Source organism: Streptomyces sp. NPDC059994 (genome assembly GCF_042737755.1).
In the GTDB taxonomy this organism is placed as follows: Bacteria; Actinomycetota; Actinomycetes; order Streptomycetales; family Streptomycetaceae; genus Streptomyces.
In genome coordinates this window covers 85,185-99,187 of the sequence record NZ_JBHWUR010000004.1, presented here as the reverse complement: position 1 = coordinate 99,187, position 14,003 = coordinate 85,185, and the positions used below count along the sequence as shown (strand labels likewise).

6 protein-coding genes (1 of these 6 only partly in view) are annotated in these 14,003 nt (G+C 72.1%); all 6 read right to left on the bottom strand.

What is annotated here, in order from left to right:
• Nucleotides 1-116: 116 nt before the first annotated feature.
• Nucleotides 117-1,973 (bottom strand): ACP S-malonyltransferase, encoded by a 1,857-nt coding sequence (gene fabD, locus ACFWA7_RS03690; RefSeq protein WP_385820656.1) that lies wholly within the window; start codon nt 1,971-1,973, stop codon nt 117-119.
• Nucleotides 1,970-4,189, bottom strand: a complete 2,220-nt coding sequence (locus tag ACFWA7_RS03685) for an enoyl-CoA hydratase/isomerase (RefSeq protein WP_385820654.1) — start codon at nt 4,187-4,189, stop codon at nt 1,970-1,972. Before ACFWA7_RS03685 ends, fabD begins: the two co-directional genes overlap by 4 nt.
• Nucleotides 4,177-5,433 (bottom strand): hydroxymethylglutaryl-CoA synthase family protein, encoded by a 1,257-nt coding sequence (locus ACFWA7_RS03680; protein WP_385820652.1) that lies wholly within the window; start codon nt 5,431-5,433, stop codon nt 4,177-4,179. The genes ACFWA7_RS03685 and ACFWA7_RS03680 overlap by 13 nt, the downstream gene beginning before the upstream one ends.
• Nucleotides 5,434-5,437: 4 nt before the next feature.
• Nucleotides 5,438-6,661, bottom strand: coding sequence for a beta-ketoacyl synthase N-terminal-like domain-containing protein (locus ACFWA7_RS03675; protein ID WP_385533624.1), 1,224 nt, complete (start codon nt 6,659-6,661; stop codon nt 5,438-5,440).
• 1 nt (nt 6,662) lies between these two features.
• On the bottom strand, nt 6,663-6,914 hold the full coding sequence (locus tag ACFWA7_RS03670) for an acyl carrier protein (RefSeq protein ID WP_190093451.1): 252 nt from the start codon (nt 6,912-6,914) through the stop codon (nt 6,663-6,665).
• 87 nt (nt 6,915-7,001) lie between these two features.
• A protein-coding gene (locus ACFWA7_RS03665; RefSeq protein WP_385820650.1) for an amino acid adenylation domain-containing protein crosses the window boundary here: on the bottom strand, nt 7,002-14,003 show its 3' portion. The gene runs 2,178 nt beyond the window's last position; only the last 7,002 of its 9,180 coding nucleotides appear in the window; its start codon lies beyond the right edge, outside the window; the stop codon is at nt 7,002-7,004.

The window sequence follows — 14,003 nt, the reverse complement described above, 5'->3', positions numbered from 1 at the left end:
GGTTGCGACCTGGGTGGCACGCTCTCGCGCCCTGTCGGTGGCCACGCCGCTGCTCGACCTGGCCACCCTGCGCCTGAGCGTCCACCTGCACCGCACGGCGGCGGCCGCCCACCGGCTCACTCCTGGGGCAGCGCCTCGCGGAGCCTGCGCAGGGAGGCCGTGTTGTTGCCGAACTGGTTGATCGCGGGCGCTCCCCGGTGGGACGGGCCGTAGCCGTGCTTGAGGAAGTTGGCGAACGAACCGCTTGCGCTCAGGTCGACGAAGAAGTGGCGCTCGGGCTCCGGGAAGGCCGACGCCATCAGCTCGTCGAACCGGATGCGCTCACGGATCACGTCCCACAGATAGCGCTCCAGGTGCTCCGGAGCGCCCGGGTCCACGGTCGCCGCGTGCGTGGCGGAGTACAGCGGCAGGCGTGCGGAGCGCAGCGGGACCGTCCGGGCCGCGTCCATGACGGCCGGGCGGATGGCGTCCAGGTGCGGGGAGTGGAAGGCCTGGCGGACCGGGAGGCGCACGGCGATCACGCCCTCCCGGTCGAGCCCGGCCCGCAGCTCCGCGAGCCGGTCCGCCGCGCCGCTCACCAGGAAGTTGCCGTCGTAGTTGACCCCGGCAAGGGTTACCGCGTCGAACAGGTCGGGCCGGTCCGCGAAGAGCGAGGGTGCGGCAAGCACGCTCAGCATGCCGCCGTCGCCGCGCTCCGCGAGCAGCCGGGCCTGGCGCATCACCAGCCGCAGCCCGTCCTCGAAGTCCATGGACCCGGCGACGGTGGCCGCGATGTACTCCCCCAGGCTGTGGCCGAGGACCGCGTCGGGCCGCACGCCCTCCTCGCGCAGGGTCTCGGTGAGGCTGTAGCCGATGCTGTAGAGCGCCGCGTGTGTGGTGAGGACGGAGTCGTACTCCTTGCCCTTGCGCGCGTCGTCATAGATCGCTTCCACCAGGGAGGCGCCGCCCGCCGCCCGGTGGGCCGCGCTGCAGCGGTCCAGGGCGCGGCGGAACGCCGGGTGGGTGTCGTAGAGCTCCCGGCCCATCTGGTGGTACTGGGTGCCCTGGCCGCCGTACATGAACACCACCTCGGTGCGCGGCCGGGCGCTCACCGCGGGTGCCGGGGGCTCCTCGGGCAGCGGCAGCGGGTCCTTGAGGATCTGGTCGGTCAGCTTGGCCAGGACCCGGCCGGGGCCGATCTCGTGGAAGGTGCGGTGCCCCTGGCCGATCAGCCAGGAGATGGACTCGTACCACTTCACGGGGCTGGATATCTGGCGCGTCAGATACTCCGCGTACCCCTGCTTCGGGTAGAGGCGGGCCGTGCAGTTCGCGACGACCGGGATCGTCAGCTCCCGCAGCTCGAACCCGGCGAGGTAGCGGGCGAACTCCTCCTCCACCTCCGTCATGCAGCGCGAGTGGAAGGCCGCGCTCACGTTCAGCGGGATGAAGGCGGCCCCGGCGTCGGTGAAGGCGGTGCGCAGCTCGGGGGCGAACACCTCGTCGTACTCGCCGGAGACGATGCACTGCTCGCGCGAGTTGATGTTGGCGATGTCGAGATTGCGGAACGGCAGGCCCTTGAGGATCTCGTCGACCCGCCGCTGGTCCAGGCGGACGACCGCCGCCATCGCGCCCTTGGGCGCCCGGCTCATCAGCTCGCCGCGCCTGCGCACCAGTTGGAGCCCGGTGAGGAAGTCGAAGGCACCGGCCGCGAACAGCGCGCAGTACTCCCCCAGGCTGTGCCCTGCCACCACGTCGGGCAGCTCGCCGCCCGCCGTACGGTCCAGATAGGTGAGGGCGTTGACCACGTACAGCGCGGGCTGGGTGTACTCGGTCCTGGCCAGCACCTTGTCGGGGTCGCGCAGGCAGAGCTCCTCGACGGAGTAGCCCAGGCACGCGTCGGCCTGCGCCACCAGCTCCGGGAACTTCTCGAAGAGCCCCTCGCCCATGCCCTTGTGCTGCGAGCCCTGGCCGGGGAAGACGTAGACCGATTTCATGAGTAACTCCCGTACGTTCCGAGCTGTTGGCCCAGCAGGGCCGCTGTTTCCCGCATCAGGTGCTCCGCGACGGCGGCCACCCGGCGCTCGCGCCACTTCTCCAACGGGGTGTCCCGTACCCAGGCGTTGAACGCGCCCATGGCCGGACCGCAGTGGATCTGGTAGTCGACCCGCTGCTCAGCACTGCCCGCCATGGCGAGGCGGGTGGAGTGGACGAAGTACCAGCGGAAGACGAGCGCCATCTTCTGCTTGGGGCTGCGCTCGATCTCCGCGAGCCGCTCCGGGAAGCGTTGGGCAACATGGGCCCGGGTCTGCGCCCACACCTCGTCGATAGAGCGCCGGAAGAACTTCTCCTCCAGCGTGGTGCGCGTCCGTGCGTCCAGGTCGTCGAGCGAGTCGTGGCGCAGATACAGCTCGTACAGCTTCTGGGCGCGCGCCGGGAAGAACAGCCCCTTGCGCACTGCCTGGACCCTCGCGCCGACCTCGAACATGTCCCCGGCGGGCGCGTAGTCGGTGTCGTGGACGCCGAGTTCCTGGAGGATGTCCTTGACGGCGTCGCTGGTGCCCGCCTCGACGGTGCACTGGTTGATGGACCCGGTCACGATGAAGTCGGCGCCCAGGGTGTACGCGGCGAGCGCCGCCTCCGGGGTGCCGATGCCGCCGGCCGCCCCCAGGCGCACCGGCTCCGGGTACCTCTCCTCCTCGCCGATCCGGTCGCGCAGCGCGCGCATGGCGGGCATCAGCACATAGGCGTTGCCGCCGTCGGTGTGGCCCGCCGAGTCGGCCTCGACGCACAGGTCCTGGGCGAGCGGCAGCCCCGCGCCCAGCTCCGCCTGTTCGGCGGTGACCAGGCCGCGCTCGGCCAACTCCCGTACGAGCTCGGGCGGCGCGGGCCGCAGGAACCGCTCGGCGACCTCGGCGCGGGACACCTTGGCGACGATGTGGTGGTCCTGGACCACGTTTCCGGCCGCGTCGCGCGAGAGTCCGGCGAGCCGGTAGCGCACCAGGGGCAGCGTGGGGCGGATGTAGGCGGACGCCTCGACCGTGCGGACACCGTGGCGCAGATACAGCTCCACGGTGCGCATCTCCAGGTCGGGCTCCTGCGGGTTGCTCAGCAGGTTCACACCGAACGCCTGGCCCTGGTCGAGCTCCCTGCGGATCCGGGTGAGGGCGTCGTCGATCGTGTCCAGGCCGAGGCCGCCGGTGCCGAAGAAGGAGAGCAGCCCGGCCCGGCCCATCGCGGTGACCAGCTCGACCGAGGCGATGCCCTTGTACATCGCACCCGCCGCGTAGGCGTACCGGACGCCGTGCGCCTCGCGGAACCGCGCGTTCCCGAGTGCCTCGGGGGGCACGGTGAATTGCATGGGGGCCTCGGTGGGTCGGGGGGTTTCGAGGGACTGGGGTGTCGTGCCGACGGGCTCGGCCGGGGCCGCCTCCCACGGGAACACGCCCTCCTCCGCGTACCGCTGGATGGCCCGGACGTTCTCCGGGTCCTCGAAGACCAGGCGGTTGGTGGCCAGCGCCGCGCTCTTGGCGTGCTCGGTCACCGGCGACAGCTCGCGCAGATACGCCTTGTACCGCGTGACCGCCTTCTTCGACAGCCGCCCCAGCCGCTGGAGGTGGGTGCGCAGCAGCGCCTCGCTGTCCGGCCCGTACGCGTCGACGAGCCCCCACTCGCAGGCTCGCGCCGCGTCGGCGGTGCGGGTCGTGGCGGCGAGGTAGTGGGCGTGCTGGAAGCCGGTGCGGCGGATCAGGAACGGGAGCACCACGGCCGGTATCAGGCCGAAGAGCAGCTCGGAGAGGCTGAACGTGGCGCTGTCGTCGGCGATCACCACATCGCTGGCGGCCACCAGGCCGACCCCGCCGGCGTTCGCCTTGCCGCGCACGTGCGCGACCGAGAGGAAGTCGCCGTACGCGAGGAGGCGGAACAGGTCGAACAGCGGCTCGGGGTCGGCCGCCGTGCGCCCGCCTTCCCGGACCGCCGCGCCGATCGCCCCGAAGTCGGCGCCGAAGCAGAACACTTCGGGCAGCCCTTCGAGCACCACCACGGTGGCGGACGAGCGCGAGGCGCGGGTCAGGACCTCGGTGAGCTCGCGCACCAGGGTCTCGTTGAGCGCGTTGTCGGCCTCGGGCCGGTGGATCCGCACATACCAGGTGGTGCCCTGTTCGCGCAGCCGCAGCGTGGTGGGGGCCGGTCCGTCTGTCAGCCCACCCATGCGTACTCCCGGTGGTAGTTCTTGATCTCCCGCAGGACGAGCCGGGGCCCGCTGCCGTTGCCGGTCGCGGCGACGAGGTCCTGGTTGACGGCCGTGTCGCGGGTGCCGAAGCGGATGAAGTCGCGGTCGCTCAGCAGCCGGTCGTACTCGTCCAGGGAGAGCCGGTAGCGGCCGTCCAGATGGGCATCGATGGCCATCTCCTTCAGCCGGGCGGCCCCGTCCGGGGTGACCACGCCGCTGTAGAACTCGGAGCAGCAGCCCGACCCGTAGGAGAAGCAGCCCAGGCGCCGGGGCGCGTCGAAACCGCCGTTGCAGACGGTGCTCGCCAGCGACAGGAAGACGGTCGCGCCCATGATGTTGCCGACGCGGCCGCAGTACTCCAGGCCCGGCATCACCCGGCGCTCGAAGTCCTCGGCGATCTCGGCGCCCTTCGCCTTGGCGACTTTGCGCATCATCGTGCGGTGGGCGCCCTTGACCATGCCGCCGAAGGGCGTGTGGAAGGCGAGGTACTGGAAGGAGTCGCGGTAGTCGGCGCCCGCCACCTTCTTCTCGTACGCCCGGTAGGACTGCTCGCAGCAGTCCAGGTACGACATGAGGGACAGGTCGACGTCGCCGGACTCGCTGTCGGGGGCCGGACGGCAGGTGTCCATGACCTCGTAGCCGTAGTAGCCGCTGGCGCCCACGTCGAGCTGGAATACGTGCGGGGTGTCGCTGATCAGCATGGCGACCGCGCCCGCACCGCCGCTGGGCTCGGCGTACGCCCACTCCTGGGCGGCCGCCTCGTCGCCGTCCTCAAGGAGGTAGCGGGAGATGTCGGTGGCGATGACCAGCGCCTTCGCGCCCGGCGACGTCTGCGACAGGATGAAGTTGCAGGCCATCTGGAACCCGGCGGTGCCCGCGTAGCAGGCCTGCTTGAGCTCGAACATCCGGCAGTTGCGGCTCAGGCCCAACTGGTCGTGGAGGTAGGTGCTGGTCGACTTGGAGAAGTCGATGCCCGACTCGGTACAGGTGATCAGCAGCTCGATGCTGTCCTTCTCCTCGGCGCTGAGCCGGTCGAGGAGCGGCCGGGCGGCGTTGGCGCCGAAGGTCACCGGGTCCTCGAAGGGCAGCGCCACGGTCTTCTCCCTCATCAGGAGGTTCTCCAGGCGCGGGAGGTCGAGCCCCCGGTGCTGCGCCAGTGCCTTGACGTCCAGCACCGCCGAGCCGCCAAACACGTTCATCGCTTCGATACCGACGCGGGACATGACCTTACGCTCTCCGTGATTCGCACTTGCTCATGCAAAGTGCCGTGTTGATGCCGCCGAATCCCATGCTCAGGCTCAGGCAGTGGCCGATCTCGGCCTCGACGGCCTCGCCGCGCACCCAGCGCAGCCGGTCGTCGATGGGCTCCACCAGATTGCGGGTGGGGTGCAGCCTGCCGTGCCGCATCTGGAGCAGCGCGGCGACCGCCTCCACCGCCCCGGCCGCGGTGAGTCCGTGCCCGGTGATCGACTTGGTGGCGTTGACCCGGGCGCGGGTGAGCCCGGCGGCCAGCAGGGCGTCGGCCTCGGTGCGGTCGCCGACCGGTGAGGCCGTGCCGTGCGGGTTGACGTAGTCGATGTCGACGGCCGTCAGCCCGGCCCGCTCCAGGGCCTGCCCGATCGCCCGCACCTCGCCCTGAAGCGACGGGTTCGGGTTGCGGTTGCCGTCCAGCTGGACCGACCAGCCGGTCAGCGCCGCGTACGGCTCGGCGGGCGCCGGACGGGCGCCGACGCGCTCGACGACCAGCGCGCCGCACGCCTCGCCGAAGACGAAGCCGCCCCGGCCCGAGTCGAACGGACGGCAGGCCAGCTCCGGCGCCTCGGCGCAGGACTCCGGCGCCATCGCGCCCATGGCGTGCAGGCCCAGGTACTCCCAGTACGAGAGGTCCATCAGGGCACCCACCGCCACGCACACGTCGACCCGGCCGGACGCCACCGCCTCGGCCGCCTCGATGACCGCCAGCTGGCCGCTGGCCGAGGCCCCGCCCACGGTGTGGGCGAAGCCGCGGATACCGAAGGCCGCCGTGGCGAGCCCGCACAGATCGGTGTCCAGGAAGGACATTCCGTAACTGGGCCGCAGGAAGCGGGGTTTGGCGCGGTGGCGGTCCTGGGCGAGGGTGAGCTCACGCTGCTGGAGGTTGTTGCCGCCGACGACCAGGCCGATGCGCTCGGCGGGGACCTCGTCGAGGCGCGCCTCGGTCCAGGCCTCCTCCAGGGTGGCCAGCAGGACCTGGCCGGTGAGGGAGACGGTCCGCAGCTCGCGTGCGGCCAGCCGGTTGGTCGGCGCGAAGGTGGGGATCTCCGCGCCGACGAACCGCGTACCGGCCTGGCGGCCGGGCCGCTCCATGACGGCGAACCGGTGCGCCCCGGCGAACAGTGCCTCGGCGAAGGCGGCCTTGCCCTGGCCGACGGCCGTGGTGACCCCCAGCCCGGTCACGGCGATCTCGGGCACGTTACCGGGCCACCGCGGTCTTGTCGGCGAGGTGCCGGGCGAGCTCGCCCAGGTTCTGCGGGCCGAACGTGTCGACCAGCGGAATCTCCAGGTTCATCGCCTCAAGGACGATCATGACGATCTCGGCGCGGTCCATCGAGTTGGCGCCGAGCGCGTCCAGCGAGTCGGTCTCCTGGAAGTCGTGCCCGTCGAGCTCCGGCAGGACCTCGACGATCGCTTCGTGGATCAGGGGGAGGATTTCTTCGCTCTTCATAGTCACACCATCACTAGGGGAAACAGGGGAAACAGGGGGAACACGGGAACAGGAATCGGTGGGGACGGGGCAGGGGGGGACGGCCGGTCACAGCTCCGCGTCGGCCGCGGCCGCCCGTAGCCCGGCCAGGTCCGCACCCGGGTTGGCGACGATCTTCAGCAGCAGCCGCTCGTACAGCGCGGCCATCCGCTCGGCCGTCCGCCGCGCGAACAGATCGGTGCTGTACTCCAGATAGCCGTTCAGGCCCGCCGGAGTCTCCCGCACCACCAGGTTGAGGTCGAACTTCGCCACCCCGGCGTCCGAGGAAACCGGCAGCGTGGCGAACTCCGGTACGGGTGCCTCCTCGCCCGGCGGGGTCGGTGCGGGCGCCGGGATCAGGTTGAACATCGCCTGGAACAGCGGCGAGTGCGCCGGATCGGGCTCGGCGACCAGCTCCTGGGCGAGCCGCGCGAACGGCACGTCCTTGTGCTCGTGCGCCTCGGCCGTCACCCGCTTGGCCCGGGCCAGGAGCTCGTCGAAGCTCCGGTCCCCGGCCGTGTCGAGCCGCAGCACGAGCACATTGATGAAGTAGCCGATCAGCTGCTCAAGCGCCGGGTCCGGGCGGTTGGTCACCGGCGAGCCGATGGCTGCCTCGCGGTCCTCGGTGTACGCGCCGAGCAGCACCGCGAACGCCGACAGGAGCGTCATGTAGAGCGTGACGCCCCGCTCCTGGCCGTACCGCCGCAGCTGTACGACCAGCTCGGCCGGGACGTTCACCGCGACCGTCGAGCCCCGGTGGGACTTGACGGCGGGGCGGCGGTAGTCGGTGCGCAGCGAGAGGCAGGCGGGCAGCCCGGCCAGCTGACCGCGCCAGTACGCCTCCTGCCGGGCGAGCTCCGCGGCGTCGACCGCGCGGTGCTGCCAGTGCGTGAAGTCGGCGTACTGGAGCGGCAGTTCGGGCAGCTCCGGCTCGGCGTCCCGGCGCAGCGCCGCGTACACCGTGTTCAGCTCGGTCAGGAAGACGCCGGTGGACCAGCCGTCGAAGATGCCCCACGGGCGGGTGACGACGGCGATGTGCTCGTGCGGCGACAGCGTCAGCAGGTGCACCCGCAGCATATGGCGGTCCTGCGGCGCGAACGGCCGGGCGCGCTCGGCACGCAGCCACTCGGCGGCCGCCGCGTCCCCGGCCATCTCCTCGAACGCGACGGCGAAGCCACCGGCGTCGTTGACCTGCTGTACGTATGCCCCGTCGCGCAGGACATAGCTGGTGCGCAGCACCGCGTGCCGGGCCACCAGCGCCTCGAAGGCGCGGGCGTAGGCGGCGCGGTCCAGGGCGCCGACGATCCGGTAGGCCATCTGCACGTTGTCGTACGCCGTGCCCAGGTGCTCGCGGTGGTTGAGGAACCACAGCTCGCTCTGCTGGAGGGAGAGCGGCGCGCTCAGGGCGCTTCCGCCGGGCGCGGGCAGCGGAAGTGCCACCGGCTCGTCCGCCGGGGACTCCAGGGCCGCCGCCATCTCCTGGACGGTGGCGCCGCCCAGGATCACCTGGAGCGGAAGGTCCTTGCCGGTCTCCTGCTTGACCCGGATGGTGAGCCGGGTGGCGAGCAGGGAGTGGCCGCCCAGCTCGAAGAAGCCGTCCTCCAGACCGACCCGGCCCAGACCCAGCACGTCCTCGACCAGACGGCACAGCGTCCGCTCGGTCTCGGTGCGCGGGGCGACGTACACCTCCTTGTGGACGTCGCTCTCGTCCGGGGCGGGCAGCGCCTTCTTGTCGACCTTGCCGTTGGTCGTGATCGGCAGCTCTTCGAGCGCCACGAACACGCTGGGCACCATGTACTCGGGCACCCTGGCCGACAGGTGCTCGCGCAGCACCCGGGTCATGGTCTGGCCCATCCGGGCCACCTGCGGGGCGTTGGCGAGCTGCGGGCGGCCGTAGGCGCCGCGCGCCCGCACGCGGGGCAGCTCCCCCTTGCCGAGGACGAGGTCGAGGCCGTCGGGGCGGTCCTGCGACCAGGTCACGGCGACCCTGAACCCGCTCTCCTCCGCGTACCGCAGGGCCGACTCCAGCTCGCGCACCCGCTCGGTGGCCGCCGCGGACAGGCGGTTGCCGCCCGGCAGCGGGTCGACCTGGCGGTTGGCGGGCCAGCGCGTGAGGCCCTCGGCCACCAGGACGTCGTCCTCGACACGCGGGTTGGTCAGGCCGGTGACGCCGAAGCGCTCGGGCACCTCGCCCGCCAGCAGCGCGCGCAGCGCCTGCGGCGAGTCGGCCTCCAGCCACGGCAGCGGCTCGGCGGGCGCTCCCGCGCCCTTGGTGAGCACCACGTCGTAGCGGTAGCTGAGCATCTCGTTGTCGCCCAGGCCCCGCTTGACCATCAGGTCGACGGCGCCCAGCTCCGGGAAGCGCTCGCCCAGGCCCGCGAAGAAGGCCGGGCTGACCAGCAGCTCGCCCTCCTGGCGGCGGCGGCGCTGGACCTGGGCGGCGAGCGCCCCGGTGGAGGTGCGCACCTGCGTACGGCTGCGCTCCATCGCGCCGAGGTGCGCGGAGAACAGGTCGAGGTTGCGGACGTCGCCGATCAGGATGCGGCCGCCGTCCTCGACGAGCGGCAGGATCCGGGCGACGGCCTCTTCCAGGTAGACCCGGTTGGGGAAGTACTGGACGACGGAGTTGAGGACGACCGTGTCGAACGTGGTGCCTTCCGGTGCCGTCACCGACAGGGCGTCGCCCTGGCTCAGGGTGACGTGCGACCAGCCGCGCCGCTCGGCGCCGCGCTTGACCCCGGCGAGCGCCGAGGCGGAGATGTCGACGGCGTGCACCGACTCGCAGGCGCCCGCGTAGCGGTACAGGAGCAGTCCGGTGCCACAGCCGATCTCCAGGAGCCGCCGGGGCCGCAGCTCCTCGATCTGCGCCACCGTGCCGTCGATCCACTCGCGCATCTCGGGCTCGGGGATGAGCTCACCGGTGTAACTGCTGTTCCAGCCCACCAGGTTGAGCTCGGCGTCGGTGGCGTCGGCGCTCGCGTCGTCGGCCGCCGCGTACTGGTCCTCGAAGAGCTTCTGCCACTGGCCGAGGTGTTCGGCGTTCTGCTCCTCTGCGGCCGTGTCCAGCCAGGCGTCCGTGGGGCGGACATAGGCGACGAGTTTCTTGGTGTCGCCGCTGTCCCGGGTGGTGACGACGGCGCTGTGCACCGAGGGGTGGGTGTGCAGCGCGCTCTCGATCTCGCCGAGCTCGACGCGGAAGCCGCGCACCTTCACCTGGTCGTCGATCCGGCCGACGAACTCCAGGGCGCCGTCGGGCAGTCGGCGCACCAGGTCGCCGGTGCGGTACAGCCGCGCCCCCGGGGCGTCGGAGAAGGGGTCGGCGACGAACTTCTCCCCGGTCAGGCCGGGGTTGGAGAGGTAGCCGCGCGCCACGCCCGCGCCGCCCACGCACAGCTCGCCGACCACGCCGCACGGCACCAGCCGCAGTCCGGGGCCGGTGACATGGGCGGTGGCCTGGCCGATGGGGCGGCCGATCGGGATCGGCGCGTCCTCGGCGAGGTCGCGCGGGATCTCGTGGCAGGTGGAGGCGATGCTGTTCTCGGTGGGGCCGTAGGCGTTGACGACGGTCAGGCCCGGGTGCGCCGCGTACAGCGTGCGCACGTCGCGGGCGGAGAACGCCTCGCCGCCCACGCCCAGATAGGCCAGCGGGAGCGTGCGGTGGCGGGAGGCCTCGGCGAACGCGGGCAGGAACGCGGCCGACAGCGCCATCATGGTGACCCCGGAGCGCTCCACCCGGTCCAGGAGCTGTCCGACGTCCTTGGAGTCGCCGTCGTGCAGCACCAGCCGGCCGCCGTTGAGCAGCGGGCCGAGCACCTCCTGCGAGCCGACGTCGAAGGAGATCGACGAGTGGTGCAGCACCACGGTCCGCTCGTCGGTCGGGAAGTACTCCCGGTTGCGTACCAGCCGCACCACACCGCGCTGCTCGACGAGCACGCCCTTGGGCACGCCCGTGGAGCCCGAGGTGAAGATCACGTACGCCAAGTGGTCGGGGGTGAGGCCGAGTTCGGCGCGGGGGAGGTTGTGCTCGGGGCGGTCCGCGAGGACCTGGACGCCGTCCGCCGCCCGCTCCCCCGTGTCCAGGTGCAGCACGTCCGTGCCGTCGAGCACCGCGCCCGGCAGATGGGACTGGCTGAGCACCAGAGTGACGCCGGAGCTCTCGATGAGGGTGCGGACGCGGGCCTCGGGGTAGCCCGGGTCGATCGGCACATAGGCGCCGCCCGCCTTCAGGATGCCGAGCAGACCGGCGACGAGTTCGGGCGAGCGCTCGGCGCACAGCCCCACCAGCGTGTCCGGACCGACCCCCCGCTCGCGCAGCTCGTGGGCGACGCGGTTGGCGCGGGCGTTGAGCTCGGCGTAGCTGAGCACGGTGGCGCCGTGCTCGACGGCGACGGCGTCGGGCCGCCGCTCCACCTGCTCCTCGAACAACTCGAAGAGACAGCTGTCCCGCGGATACGGGTGCGCGGTGGCGTTCCAGTCGGTGAGCAGCCGGCGGCGCTCGGGCGCGGGCAGGATGTCGACGGCGAGCGCCTCGGTGCTCGCGCCGCCGTCGGTGGCCAGCGCGGTGACGATGCCGGTCAGCGCCGCTTCGAGGTAGCCGATCAGCGCGTCCGGCGACAGCGAGGCGTCGACCTGGGCGTTGAGGGAGAGCTCGGTGCCGATGTCGTCGATGGACAGGCCGACCGGGTAGTTGGTGCGGTCGGCCGAGCCGAGCCAGCGCACGCCCTGGGCGTCGGTGCCGGTGGGGCCGTCGTCATCACGGCCGGGCTCGAAGTGCCGGAAGTTGATCATCGAGCTGAAGAGCGGCACGTCGCCCTCCACCCCGCTGCACCGCTGGGCCGCGATCAGCGAGCTCTGCTCGTACGTGATCAGCTCCTTGAGCGCGGAGTCGACCTCGGCGACCAGCTCGCCCACGGTGCGCCCGGCCAGGCGCACCCGCAGCGGCAGGGTGTTGATGAAGTTGCCCAGCATCCGCTCCACGCCGGGCACGCCCTGGAGGCGGCCCGACAGGACGGTGCCGAACACCACGTCGTCGCGGCCGCTGCACGCCGCCACCACCACGGACCAGGCCGCGTGGCAGAGGGCTGCCGGGCTGGTGCGCAGCCGCTGGGCCTCCGCGCGCAGATCGCGGGTCAGGCCCGGCGCCAGCGAGCGGCGCAGATCGCGCACCCCGCGCCCGTCGCCGCGCACATCGGTCAGGCCGAAGGGCGCGGTCGACTCGGTGACGTCGCCGAGCCGGTCCCGGAAGAACGCCTCGGTGTCGTCGGAGGCCAGCCGGTGCAGGGTGTGGGCGACGAAGTCGCGGTAGGGCGCGGGCGGCGCGAGGCGGTCGACCCGTCCGGACATGTGGGTGACGAGCTCGTCGAGGATGAGGCGCAGCGACGTCGCGTCCTCGATGAGGTGGTGTGCGCTCAGCAGCAGGAACCGCCGTGCGGAGTGCGGGTCCTGGGCGATCGCCAGCTTCAGCAGCGGGGCCCGGCCGAGCGTCATCCGCCCGGGCTGCTCCAGCAGGGCGCGCGCCTGCTCCTCGGCGTCCTGGCCCGGGTCGAGCGTGACGTGCTCGACGGGCAGCTGGGCGGTGCGGTGGACGACCTGGACGGGTTCGGGCAGCCCCGCCGTCAGCACGGCGGTGCGCATCACGTCATGCCGGTCGACCAGCGACTGGAGCGCGGCGGCGAACGCGTCCCCGGCTGCCGCGTCCTCGGCGGCCAGCAGGATCGGGATGACGTACGGGTCGTTGTCGGGATCCATCAGGTGGTGGAAGAGGATGCCCTCCTGCGAGGGCACCAGCGGGTAGACGTCCTGCACGTTGGGCGCCCCGCCGGGTACGGTCGCCACCACCGCGTCGAGCTGCGCCTGGGTGAGGTCCACCAGCGGCAGCATCGCGGGGGTGATCCGCTCGCAGGCCTCCGGTATGAGGTTGGGCGGGACGGTGAAGTCGGCGCGCGCCTCGGCGCCGTCGATCTCGGCCGCGAGCAGGGCCAGCGTAGGGGCGTTGAACACCGCCCGTACGGTGACGGCGAGGCCGTGCTCCTTGAGGCGGGCGATCAGGACGGTGATGAGCAGCGAGTGGCCGCCCAGCGCGAAGAAGTTGTCCTCGGCGCTGATCTTCTCGCCGTCGAAGCCGAGCAGCTCGGCCCAGACGTCCGCGAGCAGCTGCTCGGTGCCGGGGCGCGGGGCGACGTAGGCGCGCTGGGCGTAGGCGTCGATGCCGGGGGCGGGCAGGGCCTTGCGGTCGAGCTTGCCGTTGGCGGTGACGGGCAGCGCGTCCAGGACCACGAAGGCGCTGGGCACCATGTAGTCGGGCAGGGCGCGCTCCAGGTGCGCGGCGAACTCGGTCCGGCGGTCGGCCGGTTCACCCTCCGGGACCGTGTACGCCACCAGCTGCGGGCTGCCGGGCTTGTCCTCGCGGACGACCACGACGCAGGCGCGCACCGCGGGGTGCTGGGCGAGGCGGTGCTCGATCTCGCCGAGCTCGATGCGGTGGCCGCGCAGCTTGACCTGGTCGTCGATGCGTCCGAGGAACTCCAGGGTGCCGTCGGCGAGCCGCCGCACCAGGTCGCCCGTCTGGTACATCCGGGCGCCCGGAGCGTCGTCGAACGGGTTGGGCACGAACCGCTCGCGGGTCAGGTCCGGGTTGTTGAGATAGCCGCGCGCGAGCCCGGCCCCGGCGATGTACAGCTGGCCCACGCACCCGATGCCCTGCGGCTCCAACGCCTCGTTCAGGACGTGCAGTTGGATGTTGTGGATGGGGCTGCCGATGGGGACGGTGCGCAGTGGCCGGTCGGCCGGGCAGGTCCAGTGGCTGACGTCGACGGCCGCCTCGGTGGGGCCGTACAGATTGTGCAGCGGGGCGGGGTGCAGGGCGTAGTGCCGGACGCAGAGATCGCCGGGCAGGGCCTCGCCGCTGCAGAACACCTGGCGCACCGAGGCGCAGTCGGCCCAGCCCGCCTCCTCCACGACCGAGCGCAGCATCGACGGCACGAAGTGCAGGGTGGTGACGCCGGTGCGGCGGATGAGGGAGAGGAGGTAGGCGGGGTCCTTGTGGCCCTCGGGCTCGGCCACGACCAGCCG

Coding starts and splice junctions, on each gene's coding strand:
- fabD (WP_385820656.1), bottom strand. CDS start 1,973: ATGAAATCGGTCTACGTCTTCCCCGGCCAGGGCTCGCAGCACAAGGGC.
- ACFWA7_RS03685 (WP_385820654.1), bottom strand. CDS start 4,189: ATGGGTGGGCTGACAGACGGACCGGCCCCCACCACGCTGCGGCTGCGC.
- ACFWA7_RS03680 (WP_385820652.1), bottom strand. CDS start 5,433: ATGTCCCGCGTCGGTATCGAAGCGATGAACGTGTTTGGCGGCTCGGCG.
- ACFWA7_RS03670 (WP_190093451.1), bottom strand. CDS start 6,914: ATGAAGAGCGAAGAAATCCTCCCCCTGATCCACGAAGCGATCGTCGAG.